The following is a 23030-nucleotide window of genomic DNA, read 5'->3' as shown; positions in this document are numbered from 1 at the left end:
ACATTCCAAACCCTTAACTATAGCACTTTTCACGTTACTGAGGTATCGACAAGTTTTGCCAACAAAGGGTTTAAGCGCCTTGCCCATGCCTCATTCTGATGAGGTGCTGCCAGAGCAGCAGTGCCGATCCCTAGTTTAGAATGTGTTTGTAGGGGGAACGAAAAATACTCAAGAATCTGATTGAAATTGGTAGTGCTAAACAAGTAATGATAAATCCAAAGAGGAATTATAGTGATGGATAAAATACTAGATCCCCCCGATCCGTAGGGGATTTTGGACAATTAGGCATGGCGGAGAGATACTTGATTTTTAGCGACTATTCTATCATCATTACTTCTTGATGACTACCGTAAAAAGCAAAAAGCGGCTAAGTTTGCCTTTTGCTCCCTCTTATCTATTCCTCTCGATAATTTTCACTCAAATCATGAAAAAACGCTTACAATGGCTAGGTTTAATCATTATCACCCTGATGGGTGTCCTAGCTTTTCGTTCCCCAGCAATTGCCCAAACCCCGCGACATTTTACCGATTTAACTTTTCCTCCCCTTCCTGAAGTTACAGTTCCCCAATACGAACGTTATCAACTAGATAATGGTATGGTGGTTTATTTAGTGGAGGATCGGAGCTTACCTTTAGTGAGTGGTACGGCGATGATTCGGACGGGAGGAAGATTAGAACCTGGGGAAAAAGTCGGATTAGCCGATATTACTGGAACCGTGCTGCGTAGTGGTGGCACGGAAAAACATCCTTCTAATGTCTTAAATCAATTATTAGAACAAAGAGCAGCCCTCGTAGAAACCTCGATCGATCTTAACTCTGGAACTGCTAGTTTTAGCGCTCTTAGTGAAGATTTAGAAGCAGTTTTTAATCTCTTTGCCGAGGTTTTGCGTTCCCCAGCTTTTGAAAATCAGAGGGTGGAATTAGCCAAAGTTCAGGAAAAAGGAGCAATTGCCCGACGTAATGATGATCCCGATGATATTGCTAGTCGGGAGTTTAAAAAGCTAGTCTATGGTGATAATAGCCCCTACGCTCGTACTGTAGAATATAGCACTTTAGCTAATATTGACCGTCAGGATTTAATCGATTTTTATCGTACCTATGTCCGTCCCGACCAAATAATTTTAGGGATTGTCGGTGATTTTGATTCTCCGTCGATGAAAGCATTAATCAATAAGACTTTTGGCGATTGGAAAAATCCCGCAACTACCCCTAAAATTGTCACTCCTTCGGCAACTCAAAAAAATCTTCAAGGTGTCTTTGTTGTCAATCAACCCCAATTAACCCAGAGTACGGTTTTATTAGGCCATCTTGGTGGTCGTTTGGATAGTCCTGACTATCCCGCTTTAACGGTATTAAATGAGATTTTAAGCGGTTTTGGTGGTCGTTTATTTAATGAAGTGCGCTCCCGTCAAGGATTAGCTTATTCTGTCTATGGTGTCTGGAATAGTCGTTATGATTATCCCGGTTTATTTATTGCTGGAGGTCAAACTCGCACCGATGCTACCGTACCTTTTATTAAGGCAATTTTAGGCGAAATCGAGCGCCTTCGCAATCAACCCGTAACCGCAAAAGAATTAGAAGACGCTAAAAATGCTATTCTCAATTCTTTTGTTTTTAAGTTTGAGAAACCTGGTCAAAATTTATCGCGATTGATGACCTATGAATACTATGGTTATCCCCAAGATTTTATCTTCCGTTATCAACAAGCGGTAAAAGGGGTGACAATTGCTGATATTCAACGAGTGGCCCAACAATATCTGCAACCGAATCAAATTGTGACTCTAGTAGTGGGTAATGAACAGGAAATTCAACCTCCCTTATCCAGTTTAGGAACTACGGTTAAAACTGTTGATGTCACCATTACACAACTATAAATAAATCTAGGTTGGATGGAGCTAAACTAGGTGAAATCCAACCTAAAAAAATTAGATAAATATAGCACGATAGATGACTTTACAAGTCACAATAAATTATCCTGAAAATTTACCCGACTTTCTTCAAAAAACACGAGAGGAATTCGAGAGAGAAGCAACCTGGGCTATGGTAGTAAAACTCTTTGAGATGAAACCTATTTCATCGGGTATGGCTGCCAATTTATTAGGAGTGGATAGGGTTAATTTTTTATTGAGATTGACCGATTTTGGCCTAGGGATGATTGACTTAACAGAAGAAGAACTATTATCAGACCTTGAAAATGCCTAAAGCTAAATTACAGCCCTTCTCATAAAAAAAAGTATAACCTAATTTGGTATTGACTCCTGACTGCTGACGACCGACTCCCCAAAACGAAAACTTCCTATCTCACCATTGAGATAACTGCTGTAACTATTTTGAGATAACTAAGGCTATCATTGAAGAAAGTTACTGTTGAGACTCCTGATTAATTTGTTAATTTTTGTGTTAATTACCTAGACAATCAAACCCTTTAGAGATAGGGTTATCGTGGCTGATTTGGCTATTATATAGTTTTGTAAATAAATATCAAACTCAAGGATTTTTGAAGATGGTATGTAGCTAAACTGAAAGTATAAAGTACAGAGGTAAAAATACTTATGATGCTACTACAAGATGTTGCGAGAACCTCTAGAGAACAAGCATTAATTCTGTGGTTTGAAGAAGTAGACAGCAAAGATGTGGGATTAGTCGGTGGGAAAAACTCCTCATTAGGCGAAATGATCCAACAATTAACCCCGAAAGGGATTAATGTACCCACAGGATTCGCCACCACCGCTTACGCTTACCGTCACTTTGTCGAAAAAGCCGGACTAGACGCACAATTAAGACAAATTTTCCAAGATTTAGACGAAAATGATGTGCAGAACTTGCAAGAAAAAGGTAAACAAGCGCGCACATTAATCTTAAATACACCGTTCCCCGATGATTTAAGTCATGCGATCGCTATTGCCTATCGCCGACTCTGTGAACGTTATGGCGATGATCTCTATCATTCCATAGATGTGGCCGTTCGCTCAAGCGCCACCGCCGAAGACTTACCAGAAGCGAGTTTTGCCGGACAACAGGAAACCTATCTCAACGTGCAAGGGGTGAGGGGAGTTTTAGAAGCTTGCCATAAATGTTTTGCCTCTTTATTCACCGATCGCGCTATTTCCTACCGTCATCATAACGGTTTCGATCACTTTGCCGTCGCCCTTTCCGTCGGTGTCCAAAAAATGGTGCGTTCAGATCTAGCCACCTCCGGGGTGATGTTTTCCATCGATACGGAAACAGGGTTCAAAAATGCCACTTTAATCACGGCAGCCTACGGTTTAGGGGAAAATGTCGTGCAAGGTGCCGTTAACCCCGACGAATATCTGGTTTTTAAACCCACTCTTAAAAACGGTTACAAACCCATCCTCGACAAACGCCTCGGCAGTAAAGCCATCAAGATGATCTACGATGATGGAGGATCGCGTCTAACCAAGAATATCCGAGTTAACAAGCTAGAACAGGATCAATTCTGCATTAGTGACCAAGAAATCCTCACTTTAGCCCGTTGGACGACCCAAATCGAGGAACATTACTCGCAAGTGCGCGGAACCTACACCCCCATGGACATCGAATGGGCAAAAGATGGGATCACGGGAGAACTCTTTATCGTTCAGGCCCGTCCAGAAACCGTACAATCACAAAAAGCCGCTAATATCCTTAAATCCTACGAAATTAAAGAAAGAAGTCAAGTTTTAGCAGTGGGAAGGAGTGTAGGTGCGGCAATTGGTCAAGGAAAAGCCAGAGTCATCCTCAGTGTAGATAAAATCAACAACTTTAAACCGGGAGAAGTTCTCGTCACCAATCGCACGGATCCCGACTGGGAACCGATTATGAAACAAGCAAGCGCGATCGTGACTAATCAAGGTGGTCGTACTTGCCATGCCGCTATTATCGCACGAGAAATGGGCATTCCGGCGATCGTGGGTTGCAATAATGCCACGGAAACGATTAAAACCGGTCAGGAAGTCACCGTTTGCTGTGCGGAAGGGGATGAAGGGAAAGTTTACCTCGGATTGCTACCCTTTGAAATTCTTGAAACTCCCCTGGACAATTTGCCCCAAACTCGGACAAAAATCCTCATGAATATCGGTAATCCCGAAAAAGCCTTCGCTTTTGCCGATATTCCTGCCCAAGGGGTCGGTTTAGCCCGTCTAGAGTTTATTATCGCTAACCACATTCAGGCCCACCCCAGTGCTTTGCTGAAATTCCACGAATTGGAAGAAGGAGACGTAAAAGACCAAATCGCCGAATTAACCAAACACTACGAGGATAAACCCCAATTTTTCGTCGATAAATTGGCCCGGGGAATTGCCATGATTGCAGCCGCATTCTACCCCAAAGATGTAATTGTGCGGATGTCTGATTTTAAATCCAATGAATACGCTAATTTATTGGGTGGCAAACCCTTTGAACCCAAGGAAGAAAACCCGATGATCGGTTGGCGCGGCGCTTCCCGTTATACTGATCCTAATTATCGCGAGGCTTTCGCTTTGGAATGTCGGGCGCTGAAAATGGTCCGGGAAGAAATGGGATTAACTAATGTGATTCCGATGATTCCTTTCTGTCGTACCCCCGAAGAAGGGATGAGAGTCCTCGAAGAAATGGCGAAAAATGGTCTCGAACGCGGGGTTGATGGTTTGCAAGTTTATGTGATGTGTGAGTTACCAAGTAATGTAATTCTTGCCGACCAATTTGCTCAGGTGTTTGACGGATTTTCGATCGGTTCTAATGATTTGACCCAATTAACCTTAGGATTAGATCGGGATTCTGCCCTAGTTGCCCATCTTTTTGATGAACGGAATGAGGGAGTTAAACGCATGGTGAAAATGGCCATTGAAACCGCTAAAGCCCAAAATCGCAAAATTGGTATCTGTGGTCAAGCCCCCAGTGATTACCCCGAATTTGCTCAATTTTTAGTGGAATTAGGCATCGATTCCATCAGTCTTAATCCTGATTCTGTCCTCAAGACTTTATTGATGGTGGCAGCAGTGGAGCAAGGACAATAGTTTAGTGACAAAGGTGGGCAAGTCCCACCTTTTTTTATCTTGGTATAAGTAATACTAAATCCGTCGAGTATAGGCTACATATCAGGACAGGCACTCAGGCAAAAGGGAGAATAAATAATCAGTTTTTACTAACCAGATTTAGTATTAGATATTGAGGGGTAATTAATTAAAATTCCCAACAGTGATTAGCATCCTTTAACGCGGCTTTTACCGTCGATAATTGACTGAAATTCTCCAATAAATAGAGCAAAATAAGATGGTAATTTCTTCTAAAATTAAGGAAAGTTTTTGATTATCACCAGAGGATAAATATCGATCCACCAGTTGATAACATTCATAGATTTTCAAGAATAATTATTAGTTTTTTAAGAGATGGCGGTACTTTTCTTGGAGATTTTCCGTTGCTTGAGTTAATTTTCCCTTGTCGTCTAAGATGGATAGTTTCATGATTTCCGATGAGGCTTTAATTAAAAGTAGTACCTCCCGAAACTTGGCTGCATCTTCCTCTAGATGGGGATTAAAATTAGCTCGTGACTCCAGTTCATTTAAACTCTGAATAGCTCTACTATTAAGACTATGAACGAGGTATTGTAACTCCTTAATTCTGCGCTGAACTTGTCCTAAAAAACTCTTACTTTTATCTAATTGAGCTATTTTATTATTCACTTCCTTGGCGTATTCGATAGCTTTACTTAGGGCTTTTTTCCCTTCTCCTCCTAAGACAAAACCACCAATCATTAAAGCAGGTCCGACGGTAATACCTCCTAAAACCACTGTTCCCAAAGCCATACCACCACCACCGGCAGCTAAAGAACCACCTCCTAACCATGCTAAGGTGGCATTCCAAGCGGCTGCCCCACTAAGTCCACTAATTGCTGTTCCTGTACTAGCAGTACCGAAAAGACCAATTAATCCTAGGGTTCCCTGACTGGCTGCCGAAGCGACTCCCACTACTTTTAAACCCCCCACAGCCAAACTTTGCGCGTTTAACACTTCTGCTTTATATTCCTTGAATTGTTCGGCAGAAAATCCCTCAAACCCTTCTGAGAAGCGTTGATGGGATGGGGAGGAATTTTGACCAATTCTTTGACTAATTCTTTGATCAATTCTGCTAATAAACTTAACAAATCTGCCGATAGTGTTGATTTTGACATTAATTTGCAGTTGACCGTATTCTTCCGCGAATTTTTGGGTAGCTTGAAACTTTTTTTCTAGGGATTTGTTGGCTTTTTTATATCTTTGTTCGGCACTTTTGCCAATTTTTTGCGCCTTTTGTAGCTTGGAGACACCATTAGCACCCGCACTAACTCCCACACCAGCAGTAACTAAGGCCGCCGCACCAAGAATAATCGGGATAATAAAGATCATGACCGAAAAGCTCCTAGTTTATTCAGTTTTGTAAAATTCTACCAACATAGTTAAAAAAAAATCAAGGATTGTATCGGTAGAATTACGGCCCTCTTATTCTTTGTGTGATAAGTTTAACTTATATAGAAGCGATCAATCTTTGTGTCCTTTGTGTCTTTGTGGTTCGTTCCACGCACTCGCCAGCAAGACTGTATTTTAGAATAGATTTTACCCACCGAACCCAAGAGAGCCGAATCACTGAATAGCTGATAGCTGGTAGCTGAGGATTTATAACTTGCGTTCGTAACTTAACAACGTATTTTTTAATAACATTGCCACCGTCATCGGACCGACACCCCCGGGTACAGGAGTAAGATAACTAGCTACTTCTAAAACCCCAGCATAGTCCACATCCCCCACCAAACGGTCAGCGACGCGATTAATCCCCACATCCACCACCACCGCACCAGGTTTTACCATATCCGGGGTGATTAAATTCGCTTTACCGACCGCAGGTACTAAAATATCGGCACTTCTGGTTATTTCTGCCAGATTTTCCGTGCGCGAGTGAGCAATAGTTACCGTAGCGTTTTCCTCCAATAACATTAAAGCTAAAGGTTTCCCCACTAGAATGCTGCGACCCACCACCACCGCGTGCTTACCAGCTATGGGAATATTATATTCTTTCAGCAGTGCCATGACCCCCGCAGGAGTACAACTGCGAATACAGTCCTCACCTCGCACTAAACCGCCTAAATTGAGAGGATGTAAGCCATCAGCATCTTTTTTCGGGTCAATTTGGTAGAGAAGGGAAACCGCATCTAAATGCTTAGGTAAAGGTAATTGAATTAAAATCCCGTCCACCCGCTCATCTTGATTGAGACGGACAATTTCCGCTAAAATTTCTAGTTCACTTGTATCGGTGGGAAAATGACGACCAAAAGAGGCCATACCGATTTTAGTACAAGCTTTCTCTTTATTGCGGACATAAACGGCACTAGCGGGATTGTCTCCCACCATCAACACCGCTAACCCCGGAGGTCGTCCCATTGGAGATTTTAGCGTCTGGATGCGCTCTCCTAGACCAAGCTGGATTTTTTGAGCTAAGGCTTTCCCGTCGAGAATTTGGCAAGTAGTTACGGACATTCTATGATAATACCGAGAACAAAAATCTTTCGGATCTATTCTATGGTCAAAAAGATTGGCTAATCGCACTCGTTAAGGTTAAAGCAAGAATGTCTATTCAGACTCGTGTAGGGCGCATCGGCAGTTTATTATTATTGCTAGGGTTATTCGGTTGTAGTACCCTTGCTGACCTCGGTATTGCCGTTCCCTACATCGGTGATCCTCCCCTAACAGCGATCGAGCAATTACAGGAAAAACCAAAAGGTGCTTTAGTTTATCTTAGGGGAACTGTGAGCAATTATGCCCCTTTTTTAGCGGGAGGAGCCTATCTTTTGCAGGATGGTTCCGGCAAGATTTGGATTCGCACCAATAGCAATAAATTACCCCGTCAAGGCGAAGAAATCGTCATTAAGGGCAAAATTGACTTTGAAGCTATTCCCCAGGGTTCCCAAACCGTTAACGAATTGTATGTGGTGGAATTAGAACAGATGGATGCAGTAGCAGTTAATTCGGTTCCCACTCCTTCCCCGTCCCCAGAAATTAAACCTTCCCCCACCTCAGAAGTTAAACCCCCAGAAAATAATTCTCCCCCAGTCTCCACTAAACCCCTGGAAAATCCCCGACAGGTGACAATTCCCAGCGCAGCTGAAACAAAACCCCCAGCAACTCCCGTCGTTACCCCCGTTAAACCCAATCCCCCCGTGCAACCCGTCGCAGAAGCGATTCCCCCCAAACCCCCCGCAGTGGTTAAACCCGTCCCAGACCCCCTTGATGCTTTCTTTTTACCCCATAAACAAAGCAAGAAATAGCTAGGGTTAGGTGTGGGAATTATGAATTATGAATTATGAAGTGGGGAGAAAATACAAATAATCTCCTGACAACTGACAACTGATAACTGATAACTGATGATATTTGTTGCTTTGGCGATTTTGGAACAGGACGGTCGATTTTTAATGCAGTTGCGCGACGACATCCCGACGATTCTCTATCCGGGGGTGTGGGGTTTATTTGGTGGTCACTTAGAAGCGGGTGAAAGTCCAGAAATAGGGTTAAAACGAGAGTTAAAAGAAGAAATTAACTACGAAGCCCCTAGTTTACGCTATTTTCGCTCTTATAACGATGATAATCTCTCCCGTTATCTTTATCATGTACCCCTGACCGTGGAATTAGAAAAATTAGTGCAAACGGAAGGGCAAGATTTAGCATTATTACCTCCGGCTGCCATCCGTCAAGGGGAATACTATTCCCAGAAGATTAATCAGACTCGTTCTTTAGGAAAAATTCATCGCCAGATATTGCTCGATTTTATAGAACTAGAACTATAGTGGATACTAGAGCCAGACAAGGAACTCCCTTATCTATACGAAAGTCGTAGTTAACACTGCTCCTCACCTCCCTCGAAGGCAAAATGCTCCCGCTTTTTGAATGGCTTTATTGAAACGTCAATCTTATTTTGGCTTTGTCTTTATGAACCAGTCGCGTCCCTCGTTCGTTTCCGTGCAGAAACTCCTATCCGGAGGTGCGATCGCTACCCTAGCAGTTAGTTCCCTGATGGTCCTTACCCCCGCAGCCAAAGGGGAAAAACCCTTAGAAGATAACCCGAAAGCGGTCATCGACCAAGTTTGGCAAATTGTTAATAATGAATTTGTAGATCGTGGTTTTCATCAAATTGACTGGCAAAAAAAACGTCAAGAATTGTTAAGCAGAAATTATACTAATCCCCAACAAGCTTACACAGCAATTCGCGAAGCTTTAAAGGAATTGGATGATACTTATACCCGTTTTTTAACTCCTAGTGAATTTTCTGTCCTCACCAGTCAAACTTCTGGAGAATTATCGGGAATTGGGGTACGTTTAGCTCTCGATAAACGCACTAGCGATCTGGTCGTTGTCGATACGGTGAAAAAATCCCCCGCCAAGGAAGCAGGAGTAAAAAGCGGTGATCGCCTGATCAGAATTAACGGCAAACCCACCGCTTTAATGACCCTAGAACAGGCAATGGAGGCACTACAGGGAGAAGTGGGTACTAGCGTTAGTTTACAGCTTGCCCGTCCCGATAAAGGGGTATTTGAAGTGACTTTGACCCGGGTAGATATCGAAATCCCCTCCGTTAGCTATACCCTTAAACAGGAAGGTGGGGTGAAAGTTGGTTATATCAAACTGGATGAATTTAGTTCCCACGCAGCCGAACAAATGAAACAGGCGATCGAGGAATTAAGTCAACAACAGATATCCGGCTATGTTCTCGATCTGCGGGGCAACCCCGGCGGGTTACTATTTGCTAGTGTTGATATCGCTCGTATGTGGATGAAACAGGGCAAAATCGTTAGCACTATCGATCGACGTGGTGGAGATCGTCAATTTATCGCCAATAACACCGCTATTACCGATTTACCCCTAGTAGTCTTGGTTAATAAAGGTTCCGCCAGCGCCAGCGAAATCCTCGCCGGAGCGCTGAAAGAAAATGGCCGGGCGACTTTAGTAGGTACATCGACCTATGGCAAGAGTACCGTCCAATCGGTACACACCCTCTCCGATGGTTCTGGTTTAGCGGTGACAATTGCCCGTTATTATCCCCCCAACGGCGAAAATATCTACAAAAAAGGCATTAAACCCGATGTGCAGATCGAGTTAACCCAAGAACAACAGCTGCGCTTCCGCGATGATCCTTCTTTGCTGGGAACTAAGGATGATCCCCAGTATCAACAGGCGATCTCACTCCTACAATCCCATAGTGTCAAACGTCCCGGCACTGGCAATCTCAACAACCCTTTGAGTAGTCGGGCCGAATAATCGTCCTAAAAAATCTGGGGAAACGGCGACTGTTTCGGCGAAATGGCGATTCTAGAACAGCCTTTAAAGCATTTAACCGCGATAGCTCTTGCTCCCGTGCAGTTGCTCGTGATTCCCGCCCAAAGATTTCTACAGCTACAAATTCTGCAGCTAAGCATAAGACGCAGTATAAAACTGTATCTTAGATTACAAATGCTCGATTATTCGCCAAAAAGTAACCTGATCAAAACCTCACACCCTGCTCTATAATTCCCGACGACCTTCTAAAGCTCTCGCTAAGGTTACTTCATCAGCGTATTCCAGATCGCCGCCCATGGGCAACCCAAAAGCGATACGGGTAACTTTAGTGAAGGGTTTTAGTAAACCCCCGATATACAAAGTCGTGGTTTCCCCCTCGACACTGGGACTGATAGCTAAGATAACTTCCTGAATTTTTTTCTGGCTGACTCTGGTGACTAAAGACTGTATATTTAATTGATCCGGTCCAATGCCATCCATAGGTGAGATAACACCCCCTAAAACGTGATATTTGCCCGAATATTCCCTAGTTTTCTCCAAAGCAATCACATCTCTGGAGTCAGCTACCACACAGATAGTCCCCGTTTCTCGGTTGGGATTGCGGCAAATTTCACAAATCGGTTCGGCCGAAAGATGGAAACAAACCTGACATAATCCTACTTGTTTTTTCGCTGCTACGATCGCCTGGGCCAATTCGATCGCATCTTGTTCTGGTCGTTTGAGAATATACAGGGCCAGACGTTGAGCGCTTTTTGGTCCGACTCCGGGTAATTTTTGTAACTGCTCGATCAAACGAGCTAAAGGCGGTGTATAAATAGCAGTTAATCCTCTTATCAGTTATCAGTTATCAGTTATCAGTGGGTAAGTTATCAGTTATCAGATTTGAGTTTTCAAGTGAGCAGTGTTACATGGAAGTTTCCTGCTGTCTTTTCACTGTTTACTGCTCACTGCTCACTGATTAAGACCTTTTTGGTAAACGGACATCGATAACACTGGTGTTGAAATTATAATTATCTCCTTCTAACTCGATTAAAGTGCCAATTTTCACCTTTTGACCGCCAACAACCGCACCAGTATCAGTAACTTCCGCTTGACCACTGAGAGTCATAATCATATCTTGAGAATAGTTTTCTGTGCGGGGATCGGGTAGGACTTTTACACTACCATCCGGCTGCGGAACTAAGACATTTCTCGCTAAAGGTTTAACATTTTTTATATCCACTTGACCGGCCGGTTGATTACGAATAACAATATTAGTTTTCTTCTCGGTATTGAATTGATTAATCAAAGCGTTGGGATTAAGAACACTTAAACCCCGGACAATAACATCCACTTCTATGGGTTCTTTGGTAACTTGAGCGATCGTACTTTTACCACTCGTTCCAGGGACAACAAAAATACCGATAATTGTCAATAAAATTACTAAGGCCGCTCCGATATCAAGCAAGCTAAATTTACCGAATAAACGTCCTTTTGAGTCTAATAACTGCATAGCCTTGAATTTATATAGATGACTATTCCTAGAGATCGAGCCTAGAGAGTAAATTCTATCACGATCGGAATCTTGGTCGCAGACAGGAAGTCTGACTTAAGATAGAAGATCGGAGTTTCATACGGAGCGATCGATAGACAATGGCGGGTAAAACTCAACTTAAGAAACAAGAAAAGCAACTATCTCCAGTGGATCTGACCCCTTCTGACGGTAACAACCTCGAAAAAGTTGCCCCCGTTAAACATTGGTCGATCGAAGATAGCGAAAATCTCTATCGCATCCAAGGCTGGGGAGAACCCTATTTCTCGATCAATGCCGCAGGAAATATTACCGTCTCGCCCCAGGGAGAAAGGGGCGGTTCTTTGGACTTATACGAGTTAGTTTCAGCGATTAAGCGGCGGAATATCGGTTTACCCCTGTTAATTCGGTTTAGTGACATCCTTGAGGATCGGATTGAGCGCCTGAATGCCTGTTTTAACCGAGCGATCGCCCGTTATAATTATCCCAATGTCTATCGCGGTGTCTATCCGATCAAGTGCAATCAACACCGTCACATCGTCGAGTCTTTAGTGCGTTTTGGTAAACCCTATCAATTTGGGCTGGAGGCTGGTTCAAAACCTGAGCTAATGATTGCTTTAGCTACCCTAGAACCAGCCTTAAACGGCAAAAATGACAAAACACAACCATTGCTAATTTGTAACGGCTATAAGGACAAAGAATACCTAGAAACCGCTCTTTTGACCACTCGTCTCGGTCATCGGCCTTTGATTGTCATCGAACAATTGGAAGAATTATATTTAACCCTGCGCGTCAGTCGTCAGTTAGGAATTGCCCCACATTTGGGAGTGCGTGCGAAACTGGGGACAAAAGGGGTGGGCCGTTGGGGATGTTCCACGGGAGACCGGGCAAAATTCGGTTTAACCGTCCCGGAAATCTTGACGGTGGTGACGGAATTAGAACAAGCGGGGATGTTAGATTGTCTGCAACTGCTGCACTATCATATTGGGTCGCAAATCTCCGCTATTAGCGTCATTAAGGATGCTATTCGCGAAGCTAGTCAGATTTATGTGGAATTAGCGAAATTAGGGGCAAATATGACCTATCTCGATGTGGGGGGTGGTTTAGGGGTCGATTACGATGGCTCAAAAACTAACTTCTACGCCTCAAAAAACTACAATATGCAGAATTATGCCAATGATATCGTGGCCGAGGTCAAGGAAGCTTGTGAAGATGCCCAGATTTCACCCCCAATTCTCATCAGTGAAAGTGGTCGGGCGATCGCTTCTCATCAATCGGTGTTAGTCTTTGATATCTTGGGAAGTAGTGAGGTTCCCCAAAACCCTCCCGATCCCTGCAATGGGAAAGAACACCTCATCCTCCGTAATCTCTGGGAAACCTACACGGGTATCGATGAGCGCAATTATCAGGAAGCTTATCACGATGCGGGACAGTTCAAAGAGGAGGCGATTAGTCTGTTTAATTTCGGTTATCTCAGTCTCAAAGAACGAGCTAGAGCCGAACAATTGTACTGGGCTTGTTGTCACAAAATTCTGCAAGTGGCCCGACAACAGGATTATGTTCCCGATGACTTGGAAGACTTAGAGCAAATTATGGCCTCAATTTATTATGCCAATCTCTCGGTTTTTCAGTCAGTTCCCGATAGTTGGGCGATCGATCAACTATTTCCAATTATGCCGATCCATCGTCTCGATCGAGAACCTACTCAAAGAGGTATTCTCGCCGATTTAACCTGTGATAGTGACGGGAAAATTGCCCAGTTTATCGATTTGCGCGGGGACGTAAAATCAGTTTTAGAATTGCATCCGTTGGAGTACAAAAACGGTAAACATTCTCCAGAACCTTATTATCTAGGAATGTTTCTGGTGGGTGCTTATCAAGAGATTATGGGCAATTTACATAATCTTTTTGGCGATACTAACGTGGTACATATTCAGATGAGTCCCAAGGGATACGATATCGAGTATCTAGTCAAAGGGGATACGATCACGGAAGTATTAAGTTATGTGCAGTATTCCGCAGAAGACCTGTTAGAAAGAATTCGTCTTCGTTGTGAACAAGCTTTGCAGGAAAATCGCATGACGGTGGAAGAATCCCAGTTACTACTACAGGATTATGAACGCAGTTTGCGACGTTATACCTATCTAGTGGGTGGGGATTGATGATTGCCCTTGCAGATCGAGTAATCGATCGAGGATGATAGAAAATAGACAAAATAGACAAAATAGATAGGCAGTAAGGGGAAGCAGTGGATAAGGGAACGCTGGTAGAATTTCGAGTGCAAGGAGAAAGGCGCTTAGGGGTGATCGATCGCCCAGAAGGGAAAAAAGATTGGATCGTCATCGATCAAGGGGGAAACCCGCATAAACTGCGTCCCCAACGCTTCGATTACATTATCAAAGCAGGTCCGTCCAACCATAAGGAGATTGGCAATTTTCTGCGAGAAGTCCAACCCTATCTAGATGCTAGTGGTTTAGAAGTGGCCTGGGAATTATTAGCCGGGGAAAATCAGTTAGTCACTCCCGAAACCATGGCCGAGATCCTCTTTTCCGATCGCAGTCCGCAGTTTTGCTATGCAGCCCATTGTCTCTTGAGTGATGATAAAGTTTATTTTAAAAATAAAGGGGATGGTTACGAAGCCCGCTCGGAAAATCAGGTAGAGGAAATCAAACACCAGCTAGAGGTGGAACAACAGCGTCAACGGGAAAAAGGCCAATTTCTCCAACGTCTCCAACAGGCCCTGGCCGGTGAAACGGTAGAATGGTCAGAAAGCGATCGAATTCGTCTGGAGTCTCTAGAAAAATTTATCCTCCAACCCGAACAAAAATATCCGGCAGCCATGGACATACTCTCGCTGCTGGGCCGTTCTCAAACCCCCGAGGCCGCTTTTGAATTGTTAGTCGATTTGAAATGGTGGAGTAGTCACGAAAACCTTTTCCTGCGACGCAGTTCCTACCCCGTTCAATTCTCGAAAAAGGTACTTGATGTGGCGCGTCTTAATTTACTCAATCCCCCTGCGGATGCGGATGTCAACAATCGTCTCGATTTAACCCACCAAAAAATTTATACCATCGACGATGAAAGTACCGAGGAAATCGATGACGGATTATCGGTGGAAATGCTCGCGGATGGTGGTCATCGTCTCTGGATCCATATTGCCGATCCTAGCCGTTTAGTGCTTCCCGATGATGAATTAGACCTAGAAGCGCGTCGTCGCAGTACCAGTCTCTATCTTCCCACGGGAATGGTTCCCATGTTTCCCCTAGAATTGGCCGCCGGTCCAATGAGTTTGGTACAGGGTAAACTTTGTCCTGCCTTGAGTTTTGGGGTAATCCTCGATGAAACTGGTGCGATCGCCGATTATCGAATCCATCCTAGTACAATTAAACCTACCTATCGCCTCACCTACGAAGATGTGGATGAAATGTTACATCTGGATCTGCAGCATGAACCGGAAGTAAGGATTCTCAACCGTTGGGCCAAACAACGCCACGCCTGGCGCAAATCTCAGGGATCGATTAACATCCAAATGCCAGAATCATCCATTAAGGTGAAGGCTAACGACGAAATTATCATAGAATTGCAGGAAGTGTCCCCATCTCGGCAATTAGTGGCGGAAATGATGATTTTAGCCGGAGAAATCGCCGGTCGCTACTGTCAGGAACACGAGATTCCCGTGCCTTTCCGCGGACAACCACAACCAGAATTACCCCCCGATGAGGAGTTAATTTTACTACCCGCCGGCCCTGTGCGTTCCTGTGCCTTGCGTCGCTGTATGCCGCGCAGTGAGATGACGACGATTCCTAACCGTCATGCTAGTCTGGGATTGAATACCTATTCCCAAGTAACTTCGCCAATTCGCCGTTATACTGACCTTTTGACCCATTTTCAACTAAAAGCCCATCTCCGGGGCGATAAACTGCCTTTTACCCGGGATAGAATGCAGGAAATTCTCTATAGTGTCGCTAGTTCGGCCCAAGAAGCCACCTCGGTGGAACGACAAACTAATCGTTATTGGAGTTTGGAATTTTTGCGACGACAGGGAGATCAAGTCTGGCAAGCTTTGGTTTTACGCTGGCTGCGGGAAGAGGAAAATTTAGGCTTGATTTTATTGGAGGAATTGGGGTTAGAATTACCCCATCGTTTTGAGCGTTCGGTATCTTTAGGCGATCGCTTCCAAGTACAAGTTAGTCGCTCTGATCCCCACCGCGATGAGATCCGTTTTCGCGAGTTATCGGGTTTTGTCTCCTCCCAAGCAAGTTAATCTCTCGGGGAGTCAGTATTCAGGCTTCGGCCGTGAGCTCAGCCGAACGGAGTCGGGAGATAGGGTGATAGGGATTTACGGGGTTTAGGGAAATTTCAGCCAAATGCTCCACTACCCCACACCCTGCCACCACCGAAAAGCTTTTTGCCGCAAACCCTGAGTAAGGTTCTTCGGTTTGTGTTATGCAATGGACGGAGGTTATAAGGGATGAAACTATTATAGAGAAAGGCATTTGGCGATTTTTGTCAATTGTTTTTGATCTAGAGCGAACTAATCAATTAAATCTCTTGCCAGATAAGGATTTAGTTTATTTATGCCACCCTATCGAACCATAACAAGTAACGAAGAGCCTCAGTTATTAGTGTATCTTCAGTGGTTAGGATTAAATCGAATGAGTCATCATCAGTTCGTAACCCATCGAACCGGAATGTAAGAGCGTGAGCGGATTCAGCAACCAAGCTAAGAACTGTAGTAACTACAGCAGTCCCAAGAGCCAAAGCTAATGTGCAATTTTTCATTTTTTACTCCTGAGTAGTGTTTTTGTTGGTGTAAGGTTGTAGTTTTACTTTTTCAGGTTCGGAGTGCGATCGCCCCTCTTGCAGCCTAGTTCAAGCAACAGCCTAACCCAACAACAAAGACGGACAACAGAACAATACACGTTACCCTCCCCGATAAAGTATCAAAAGCTACAATTTAATAAATCTTTATATTTCTCTCCCTAGCAACGACTCCCAAAGGAAGGAATCTCAATTAGTTTCCCCTGTTTTACTCCTTCTCAAGCGAACTATCGTCTTCCGTGAGGGATTGTGGAGCGGTATGTCGGATTCGGTATTATTTATAAATATCACCACGAGAACCGATCTCAGTGATAATGAAAAGCCGTTCTTCTCGATTGACTTGCATTAATACCCGATAATTACCAACTCGCAGACGATAACCCTCACGTCCTTTAAGTTTTTTGAAATCTGTCTGAGTAGGACTAACCAGCAATTGATCCAGTTCATTTAAGATACGCTCTTGGCTACGAGGCTGTAACCGTTTTAGGTAACGCTCGGCTGGTTTTAAGATGATGTAACGCCACATCCTAATTCAGCCTTTAACTTAACTAAGGATTTGCCAGGATCGCGCCCTTCTAGATACTCCTGATAGGCTTTCTCTGCCGCTTCAATTTCTTCGGGAAGCACGTCATCAGCCGTCTCAGAAGTTTCTAAATACTCTAGGAATTGCTCAATATCTACAGCACTTTGGTCGTTCATGCTACTGCCCTTACCTCCTTATTGTTTTTCTGGCTTTCATTTTAAGTTTTACCACATTTATAAGTGTATCCTAAGAGTGCGATCGCAGCGATTCACAGGAGAAGGAATCTCAATTAGTTTTCCCTGTTTTACTCCTTCTCAGGCGAACTATCGTCTTCCGTAAGGGATTGTAGCGCGGTATGTCGGATTCGCCTTTGTGTTCTCCCTTGACCACCTCTCAACTCGATCGCTAACCCAAATTAAGCACGATTATATTGCCATAAAGCCGTAGAGGCTTGGTCTCCAACCCCTTGAGGACAAGATAGACTGCACCTGCTCATTCTGTCGGCTGGAGAGGGGAAACCCGTTACTGATTCTACTCACAGAGAAGGACTAATTTTATTGGTGTAGAATAGAGACAATTATTGAGAGAGAAAGAAAATGAGCACTATTTCCCTTGAAATTCCTGAAGAAATCTTAATTAGTCTCAAAGAAACTCCTGAAAATCTATCAAGAGAATTAAAAATATTGGCAGCCGTTAAACTTTTTGAACTTGACAAACTATCTTCAGGACGTGCAGCCCAATTAGCCGGAATGTCACGAGTAGAATTTTTAACTATTTTGGGGCGTTATCAAGTCTCCCCTTTTTCTTTAACGACTGAACAATTGGAACAAGATATTGTCAATGCCTAATCCTCAAGTCATTGTCAACACCTCTCCTCTACTGTACTTACATCAAGTGGGCTACTTGGAATTGCTCCAACGCTTGTATTCTCAAATCTTGACTCCTCCAGCAGTAATCGAAGAATTAGCAATCGGTAAAAATAAAGGAATTGATGTTCCCAATATTCAGGCAATTGAATGGATTTCAATTACTCTGGTTAAATCAGTCAGTCTAATTCCGGCTATTATTGATTTAGGGCAAGGAGAAGCTGAGGTCTTAGCTTTAGGATTAGAAAATCCAGATAGTTTACTGATTTTTGATGATCAGTTAGCCCGACGTATTGCCGATTTATATCGCTTGAAATATTCAGGAACGCTTGGTGTTTTAGTTAAAGCGAAGCAGCAGGGCTATCTATCTTCTGTTGCTCCCGTTATTGCTAAGTTACGCCATCAAGGAATGTGGCTAACTGATAAAGTTGTCAATGATGTTCTTCGATTAGCTGGAGAGTAAGTATGCTTAAAAAAAAGGCTCTTCGTTACTTGGTATGGTTCGATAGGGGAGCATAAATCGACTAAATCCTTATCTGGCAAGAGACTTAATTGATTAGTTCGCTCTAGATCAAAAACAATTGACAAAAATCGCCAAATGTCTTTCTCTATAAGAGTTTCATTCCTTATAATCCTGTACGTTGCATAAGACAAACCGAAGAACCATCTGGGTTGTAATAAACCTACACCTGTCAGCATCCCACACCCCATCTTCCCACTTCCCCCCCGTTGAGTTAGCGGGTTAGGCTTCGATCTGTCAGAATACAAGTGTTGAAACAAACCTTTTAAGAGGCTTCATGGTGGAAGTTAAAGTCGTTCCCCCGAAACGCAATTGGGTTCAGACGTGCTGGCAATCCCTGAATTCCTTATCCCGCTTACTGGTGATTGCTCTAGCCGCACCACTTGTCGTCCTGAATGTCTGGGCATTATCGGCAATTTTTGGCTATTTTGAATCTTTATTTGTTATTTTACTGATAGCGGCCGTTCTATCTTTTCTCTTGGGTTATCCGGTGACTTGGTTGGAACGTCAGGGATTAAAACGGGGTTTAGCTGCGATCGTGGTTTCCCTGATCACGATTTTAATTTTTGTGGCCGTGGGCATAACCCTAGTTCCCCTAGTCTTCACCCAAGCACAGCAATTTGTCAACAGATTGCCAGAATGGTTAGACTCGGGACAGCGCCAACTGATGCAACTAGATACCAAAATCGACACGATGAATCTACCGATTCCGATCAGTTTCGATGGTCTGATCGCTCAGTTTAACAGTCGTTTAGGGGCAGAATTGCAAATTTTAGCGGGAAGAAGCGTTAATTTAGCCCTTAATCTCACCGTTTTTACCGTGGTGCGAGTGCTTGATGTGCTGCTAACCATTATCCTCACCTTTTATCTGCTTCTCCACAGTCCCGATATCTGGAGGAGTATTATCCAATGGTTGCCCAAACCCGTCCAACAACCCTTTTCTCTAACCCTACGCTTAAGTTTTCAGAATTACTTTGTCGGACAGGTGATTTGTGCCACCTGCATGGCCCTGGGATTAGTCACGGCATTTTTATCGATTAAAGTCCCTTTTGGTCTTCTATTCGGCCTCTTGATTGGTACCATGGCCTTAATCCCTTTTGGGGGAACTGTCGGCATTGTCACAGTGACAGCTTTACTAGCTTTGCGCGATATTGGTTTAGCTCTGCAAGTTTTAGCCGTAGCTGTAGTGGTGCAGCAAATTGTCGAAAACGGCATTGCTCCCCGAATTTTGGGCAGTGTCACCGGGTTAAATCCCTTTTGGGTGTTGGTTTCGGTCTTGACGGGGGCGCGAGTGGGCGGTTTACTGGGGGTGATTGTCGCGGTTCCCATGGCAGTAATGATCAAGGAAGCTTTGGAGGTGATCCGTCAAGTGACACCAGAGGAGACAAAACACGGGATAATTAAACCCTCTCTCCCCCTAGAATCAGAATCCTCTAGCGAGGTGGTTTCTCGCTGAAGAATGACTGACGGCATCATCTAGGGCGATCTGAACAGTAATATTGACCGGGATAAATCGGCAATTTTCTCGCAGGTTCTTGGCTTTTCTCCCTCGATCGAGTTATGATGTAAATATTGGTAGATTAACTCCACTAGGCCTGATCGCCGTCCATGCCCGGAAAGGACAAATGAAGGCCTGAAGATGTCTTGCTGGTCTCTGCGGCCTGGCTTATTGGGAGATTAGCTAACCAATTATCTCTAAACTGAGATAATTTTAAGAACGGGTCATTGTCTATCCCGGTAAATAAGCAAAAAATCGATATTTTGGTTAAATAGGCTACATTAACAGCCAGGTTTCTATCGTAAGCTCGAAGTTAAGACATAAAGTCAATATCACCCTCCGATTGCAATGAAAAAATGTTTGGATCGCTTAAGGTTTAAGCCTTTCAGACATTTTTTTTGTGGATTGAGCTAGTAAATAATAGTAAATACGTTGAGTATAGGCTACTTATGAGGATAGGCAAGAGGCAAGAGTCAAAAGGCAAAAGGAGGAATAGATAATCAGTCTTTAATAACTGGATTTAGTATAAGCTCAGTTCGCAATCAGATAAGGAAGCCGTTTTGATCTAAGCTAGAGAACAACTAATCTAGGCTAGGCAATGCTTGTACCCACAAGGTAACAGGGATGAACACCAACAGACCATGATCTGGAGAGATCGTCAAGAAAAGTATCAGAGGGAACTCTTGGAAAAGAATTGGTAAAATATAATTAGTAGGGAGAATATTGCTGTTAATGTTTCGCTTACTCACAAGACGTTAACCAAGCCCAAAGGCAAAAAAATAGCAGTAATTTGCTAAAAGCTAAAAGCCGATAGCTGACTGCTCTATATATCTCTCGTATTCTTTACTTGTCGAGTTCAACACGACCCCTTTATGGAATCAAGCAACCCGTCAGGGAAGACTTCCGAACCTCCTAGTCATAGGTGGGCCAACTTACTCGGAACCATGATCGCAATTCTGACCCTAACGTTACCCTTGTTAGCGATTGGATATAACTCCACGCCTAACTATACCGAAGAACCCCTTACCGGTAACACATCCTACTCCCTAACGAGGCAAATGAGGTGACAGAATTGAGATAGACGATTGCCAAAATAAAAATTTTTTTCTTCGTCCCGATCCCCCTTATGGGTAAAATTTGGATCGGAGTTGATCAAAGTGTGTTTTAATTTTGCTTGCGCTTTTAGGTGACTCTAAAGGCGCTATTGTCTTGTATTTGGAGAAAGCTTGTGGATTTATCGCGCATTCCTGCCCAACCGAAACCCGGTTTAATTAACGTTTTAGTGGAAATTACCGCCGGCAGTAAGAATAAATACGAGTTTGATAAGGATTTAAACGCCTTTGCTCTCGATCGCGTTCTCTATTCTTCGGTACAATATCCCTGTGATTATGGTTTTGTTCCCAATACCCTCGCCGATGACGGCGATCCTTTAGATGGTATGGTGATCATGGATCAGCCTACTTTCCCCGGCTGTGTGATTACGGCGCGCCCTATTGGTATGTTAGAAATGATCGATGGTGGTGATCGCGATGAAAAAATTCTCTGTGTTCCCGCTAAAGATCCTCGTTATGCTGAGGTAAAATCTCTCAAAGATGTCTCTCCCCATCGCTTGCAGGAAATCGCCGAGTTTTTCAAAACCTATAAGAATCTAGAGAAAAAAGTCACAGAAATTCTCGGTTGGAAAGATGTGGACGCAGTAACCGCTTTAGTTGAACAGTGTATTGCTGCTTATAAGTAAGGTTTGCGGCAAAAAGTTTGTTGGTGGGGTTAGGAGCCGGTCGTCCGTCGGCAGGAGATTATTTTTATTTATTCTCCCCCCCCAATTCATAATTCCCGCTCCCTTCTCCCCACTTCCTAATTCATAATTGATAATTGATAATTCCCATTCCCCACTTCCCCACTTCCCCACTTCCTAATTCATAATTGATAATTGATAATTCCCATTCCCCACTTCCTAATTGATAATTGATAATTGATAATTCATAATTCATAATTTATGAGAATAGAAACCTTAAAATCGGGTTTAATCGTCTCCTGTCAAGCACCAGTAGAGTCATCTCTGCACGATCCTGTAATTATTGCCGCCATGGCTCATGCTTGTGTGGATAGGGGTGCTTGTGGGGTAAGAATTGATAGTCCCGCTCATCTGAAAGCCACCCGTCAACAATTGCCAGATATACCGATAATTGGACTTTGGAAACGCAATTATCCCGATTGTTCGGTATATATTACTCCCAAATATCAAGATGCTCTCGCTATTGCCGATGCCGGTGCCGATATAATTGCCTTGGATGCTACCCCCAGAAAGCGTCCTAATGATGAAATTTTAGCCACAATTATCGATCGTATTCATCAGGAAACTGGTAAATTAGTCATGGCAGATATAGACTCGATCGAAAGTGCTATTTATGCCGTGGCAGCCGGTGCTGATATTGTCGGTACAACTCTTTACGGTTACACAGAAGCCAGTAAACATCTGCAGCCGCCGAGTTTTTCTTTCCTAGAAGAATTGGTTAATAAGTTATCAGTTCCTGTTATCTGTGAAGGAGGAATATCGACTCCAAAAGAAGCAAAAAAAGCCCTAAAAGTTGGTGCATATTCGGTAGTTGTCGGCACGGCAATTACCGGGATTGATTTAAAAACTACCGCTTTTTTACAAGGAATTTTATCAAAGGACTAATGGGAGGGAAAAACCCCAAAAAGTTTAGCCGCACCTCCTAAAATAGCGACAACCAAAGCGATTATTCAGTTATCAGTTATCAGTTATCAGATTTGAGTTTTAAGTGTGCAGTATGGATTAAGTGAGCAGTATTAAATGGCAGTTTTCTGCTGTCTTTTCACTGATTACTGATTACTGATTATGGCAGTTTTCTACTAGAACTCTTGCAAATTAATTATATGTTATAATGATTGGTTAACTAATTTTCCCCAAAAAATTAGTTAATCAGTACATTCGTCCTGAATGAAAACTTGAAGTTTAACTTTTAACTCAAAACTCTTTAGAGCTGCTTTAATT

At 43.4% G+C, this 23030-nt stretch carries 22 protein-coding genes; 15 read left to right on the top strand and 7 right to left on the bottom strand.

Annotated features, from left to right (window positions below):
• Window positions 1-424 precede the first annotated feature (424 nt).
• The 3 genes from IM475_RS04450 to ppsA all read left to right on the top strand — a co-directional run bounded on the left by IM475_RS04450 (window position 425) and on the right by ppsA (window position 4993).
• A complete protein-coding gene (locus tag IM475_RS04450; protein ID WP_287726816.1) occupies window positions 425-1873 on the top strand; it encodes a M16 family metallopeptidase in 1449 nt (482 codons plus the stop codon).
• Window positions 1874-1946: 73 nt separating this feature from the next.
• A complete protein-coding gene (locus IM475_RS04445) occupies window positions 1947-2201 on the top strand; it encodes a UPF0175 family protein (RefSeq protein WP_287726815.1) in 255 nt (84 codons plus the stop codon).
• Window positions 2202-2551: 350 nt separating this feature from the next.
• On the top strand, window positions 2552-4993 hold the full coding sequence (gene ppsA / locus IM475_RS04440) for a phosphoenolpyruvate synthase (RefSeq protein ID WP_287726814.1): 2442 nt from the start codon (window positions 2552-2554) through the stop codon (window positions 4991-4993).
• Window positions 4994-5350: 357 nt separating this feature from the next.
• Here ppsA and IM475_RS04435 read toward each other — a convergent pair whose 3' ends face one another.
• Both IM475_RS04435 and folD read right to left on the bottom strand, forming a co-directional pair.
• On the bottom strand, window positions 5351-6361 hold the full coding sequence (locus tag IM475_RS04435) for a hypothetical protein (protein WP_287726813.1): 1011 nt from the start codon (window positions 6359-6361) through the stop codon (window positions 5351-5353).
• A 267-nt stretch (window positions 6362-6628) separates the two neighbouring features.
• Window positions 6629-7486, bottom strand: coding sequence for a bifunctional methylenetetrahydrofolate dehydrogenase/methenyltetrahydrofolate cyclohydrolase FolD (gene folD, locus IM475_RS04430; RefSeq protein WP_287726812.1), 858 nt, complete (start codon window positions 7484-7486; stop codon window positions 6629-6631).
• Window positions 7487-7575: 89 nt separating this feature from the next.
• On the opposite strand from folD, the gene IM475_RS04425 reads away from it, so the two are divergent.
• The 4 genes from IM475_RS04425 (at window position 7576) to IM475_RS22935 (ending at window position 10507) form a co-directional block, all read left to right on the top strand.
• A complete protein-coding gene (locus tag IM475_RS04425) occupies window positions 7576-8274 on the top strand; it encodes an OB-fold nucleic acid binding domain protein (RefSeq protein WP_287726811.1) in 699 nt (232 codons plus the stop codon).
• Between the two features lie 96 nt (window positions 8275-8370).
• Entirely contained in the window at window positions 8371-8790 is a 420-nt protein-coding gene (locus IM475_RS04420) for an NUDIX hydrolase (protein ID WP_287726810.1), read from the top strand.
• A 142-nt stretch (window positions 8791-8932) separates the two neighbouring features.
• Window positions 8933-10258, top strand: coding sequence for a carboxyl-terminal processing protease CtpB (gene ctpB, locus IM475_RS04415; protein WP_353737436.1), 1326 nt, complete (start codon window positions 8933-8935; stop codon window positions 10256-10258).
• A 12-nt stretch (window positions 10259-10270) separates the two neighbouring features.
• Window positions 10271-10507 (top strand): cyclic nucleotide-binding domain-containing protein, encoded by a 237-nt coding sequence (locus IM475_RS22935; protein WP_353737435.1) that lies wholly within the window; start codon window positions 10271-10273, stop codon window positions 10505-10507.
• Here the strand turns inward: IM475_RS22935 and recR are convergent.
• Window positions 10502-11092, bottom strand: coding sequence for a recombination mediator RecR (recR, locus tag IM475_RS04410; protein ID WP_043999193.1), 591 nt, complete (start codon window positions 11090-11092; stop codon window positions 10502-10504). The two genes, IM475_RS22935 and recR, sit on opposite strands and share 6 nt — an antisense overlap.
• A gap of 142 nt (window positions 11093-11234) precedes the next feature.
• Entirely contained in the window at window positions 11235-11768 is a 534-nt protein-coding gene (locus tag IM475_RS04405) for a DUF4330 domain-containing protein (RefSeq protein WP_004162056.1), read from the bottom strand.
• A gap of 140 nt (window positions 11769-11908) precedes the next feature.
• On the opposite strand from IM475_RS04405, the gene speA reads away from it, so the two are divergent.
• Both speA and IM475_RS04395 read left to right on the top strand, forming a co-directional pair.
• A complete protein-coding gene (gene speA, locus IM475_RS04400; protein ID WP_287726808.1) occupies window positions 11909-13948 on the top strand; it encodes a biosynthetic arginine decarboxylase in 2040 nt (679 codons plus the stop codon).
• An 86-nt stretch (window positions 13949-14034) separates the two neighbouring features.
• Complete coding sequence (locus IM475_RS04395; RefSeq protein ID WP_287726807.1) at window positions 14035-16050, top strand: ribonuclease catalytic domain-containing protein; 2016 nt, start codon at window positions 14035-14037, stop codon at window positions 16048-16050.
• Between the two features lie 831 nt (window positions 16051-16881).
• Here the strand turns inward: IM475_RS04395 and IM475_RS04390 are convergent.
• Both IM475_RS04390 and IM475_RS04385 read right to left on the bottom strand, forming a co-directional pair.
• Window positions 16882-17133, bottom strand: coding sequence for a type II toxin-antitoxin system RelE family toxin (locus IM475_RS04390; RefSeq protein ID WP_004162546.1), 252 nt, complete (start codon window positions 17131-17133; stop codon window positions 16882-16884).
• Window positions 17112-17306: a hypothetical protein gene (locus tag IM475_RS04385; protein WP_004162545.1), complete on the bottom strand. Its 195-nt coding sequence runs from the start codon at window positions 17304-17306 to the stop codon at window positions 17112-17114. The genes IM475_RS04390 and IM475_RS04385 overlap by 22 nt, the downstream gene beginning before the upstream one ends.
• Before the next feature lie 420 nt (window positions 17307-17726).
• Here IM475_RS04385 and IM475_RS04380 point away from each other — a divergent pair, with 420 nt between their 5' ends.
• The 5 genes from IM475_RS04380 (at window position 17727) to IM475_RS04365 (ending at window position 21752) form a co-directional block, all read left to right on the top strand.
• Window positions 17727-17978, top strand: coding sequence for a UPF0175 family protein (locus IM475_RS04380; RefSeq protein WP_002764591.1), 252 nt, complete (start codon window positions 17727-17729; stop codon window positions 17976-17978).
• On the top strand, window positions 17971-18459 hold the full coding sequence (locus tag IM475_RS04375; protein ID WP_004162544.1) for a PIN domain-containing protein: 489 nt from the start codon (window positions 17971-17973) through the stop codon (window positions 18457-18459). The genes IM475_RS04380 and IM475_RS04375 overlap by 8 nt, the downstream gene beginning before the upstream one ends.
• 334 nt (window positions 18460-18793) lie before the next feature.
• Window positions 18794-19972 (top strand): AI-2E family transporter, encoded by a 1179-nt coding sequence (locus IM475_RS04370; protein WP_061430718.1) that lies wholly within the window; start codon window positions 18794-18796, stop codon window positions 19970-19972.
• A 914-nt stretch (window positions 19973-20886) separates the two neighbouring features.
• On the top strand, window positions 20887-21081 hold the full coding sequence (locus IM475_RS23095) for a TLTLP motif-containing protein (RefSeq protein ID WP_012267246.1): 195 nt from the start codon (window positions 20887-20889) through the stop codon (window positions 21079-21081).
• Between the two features lie 161 nt (window positions 21082-21242).
• Window positions 21243-21752, top strand: a complete 510-nt coding sequence (locus IM475_RS04365) for an inorganic diphosphatase (protein ID WP_004162542.1) — start codon at window positions 21243-21245, stop codon at window positions 21750-21752.
• A gap of 121 nt (window positions 21753-21873) precedes the next feature.
• On the opposite strand, the gene IM475_RS04360 is transcribed toward IM475_RS04365, so the two are convergent.
• On the bottom strand, window positions 21874-22005 hold the full coding sequence (locus tag IM475_RS04360) for a hypothetical protein (RefSeq protein ID WP_287726806.1): 132 nt from the start codon (window positions 22003-22005) through the stop codon (window positions 21874-21876).
• 5 nt (window positions 22006-22010) lie between these two features.
• On the opposite strand from IM475_RS04360, the gene IM475_RS04355 reads away from it, so the two are divergent.
• Entirely contained in the window at window positions 22011-22694 is a 684-nt protein-coding gene (locus IM475_RS04355) for an N-acetylmannosamine-6-phosphate 2-epimerase (protein WP_287726805.1), read from the top strand.
• The last annotated feature ends 336 nt before the right edge of the window (window positions 22695-23030 follow it).

The organism is Microcystis sp. M061S2 (assembly GCF_020245605.1).
GTDB lineage: Bacteria > Cyanobacteriota > Cyanobacteriia > Cyanobacteriales > Microcystaceae > Microcystis.
Note: the sequence above shows the minus strand (reverse complement) of the source record. Positions and strands in the feature narration are given on the sequence as shown.

What these genes read in the sequence shown, in the direction of transcription:
- IM475_RS23095 (WP_012267246.1), top strand. Translation starts at nt 20,887, where the DNA reads ATGGAATCAAGCAACCCGTCAGGGAAGACTTCCGAACCTCCTAGTCAT.
- IM475_RS04435 (WP_287726813.1), bottom strand. Translation starts at nt 6,361, where the DNA reads ATGATCTTTATTATCCCGATTATTCTTGGTGCGGCGGCCTTAGTTACT.
- speA (WP_287726808.1), top strand. Translation starts at nt 11,909, where the DNA reads ATGGCGGGTAAAACTCAACTTAAGAAACAAGAAAAGCAACTATCTCCA.
- IM475_RS04450 (WP_287726816.1), top strand. Translation starts at nt 425, where the DNA reads ATGAAAAAACGCTTACAATGGCTAGGTTTAATCATTATCACCCTGATG.
- IM475_RS04360 (WP_287726806.1), bottom strand. Translation starts at nt 22,005, where the DNA reads ATGAATTATGAATTATCAATTATCAATTATCAATTAGGAAGTGGGGAA.
- IM475_RS04370 (WP_061430718.1), top strand. Translation starts at nt 18,794, where the DNA reads ATGGTGGAAGTTAAAGTCGTTCCCCCGAAACGCAATTGGGTTCAGACG.
- IM475_RS04420 (WP_287726810.1), top strand. Translation starts at nt 8,371, where the DNA reads ATGATATTTGTTGCTTTGGCGATTTTGGAACAGGACGGTCGATTTTTA.
- IM475_RS04375 (WP_004162544.1), top strand. Translation starts at nt 17,971, where the DNA reads ATGCCTAATCCTCAAGTCATTGTCAACACCTCTCCTCTACTGTACTTA.
- IM475_RS04425 (WP_287726811.1), top strand. Translation starts at nt 7,576, where the DNA reads ATGTCTATTCAGACTCGTGTAGGGCGCATCGGCAGTTTATTATTATTG.
- IM475_RS04385 (WP_004162545.1), bottom strand. Translation starts at nt 17,306, where the DNA reads ATGAACGACCAAAGTGCTGTAGATATTGAGCAATTCCTAGAGTATTTA.
- IM475_RS04405 (WP_004162056.1), bottom strand. Translation starts at nt 11,768, where the DNA reads ATGCAGTTATTAGACTCAAAAGGACGTTTATTCGGTAAATTTAGCTTG.
- ppsA (WP_287726814.1), top strand. Translation starts at nt 2,552, where the DNA reads ATGATGCTACTACAAGATGTTGCGAGAACCTCTAGAGAACAAGCATTA.
- IM475_RS04445 (WP_287726815.1), top strand. Translation starts at nt 1,947, where the DNA reads ATGACTTTACAAGTCACAATAAATTATCCTGAAAATTTACCCGACTTT.
- IM475_RS04390 (WP_004162546.1), bottom strand. Translation starts at nt 17,133, where the DNA reads ATGTGGCGTTACATCATCTTAAAACCAGCCGAGCGTTACCTAAAACGG.
- IM475_RS04355 (WP_287726805.1), top strand. Translation starts at nt 22,011, where the DNA reads ATGAGAATAGAAACCTTAAAATCGGGTTTAATCGTCTCCTGTCAAGCA.
- folD (WP_287726812.1), bottom strand. Translation starts at nt 7,486, where the DNA reads ATGTCCGTAACTACTTGCCAAATTCTCGACGGGAAAGCCTTAGCTCAA.
- ctpB (WP_353737436.1), top strand. Translation starts at nt 8,933, where the DNA reads ATGAACCAGTCGCGTCCCTCGTTCGTTTCCGTGCAGAAACTCCTATCC.
- IM475_RS04380 (WP_002764591.1), top strand. Translation starts at nt 17,727, where the DNA reads ATGAGCACTATTTCCCTTGAAATTCCTGAAGAAATCTTAATTAGTCTC.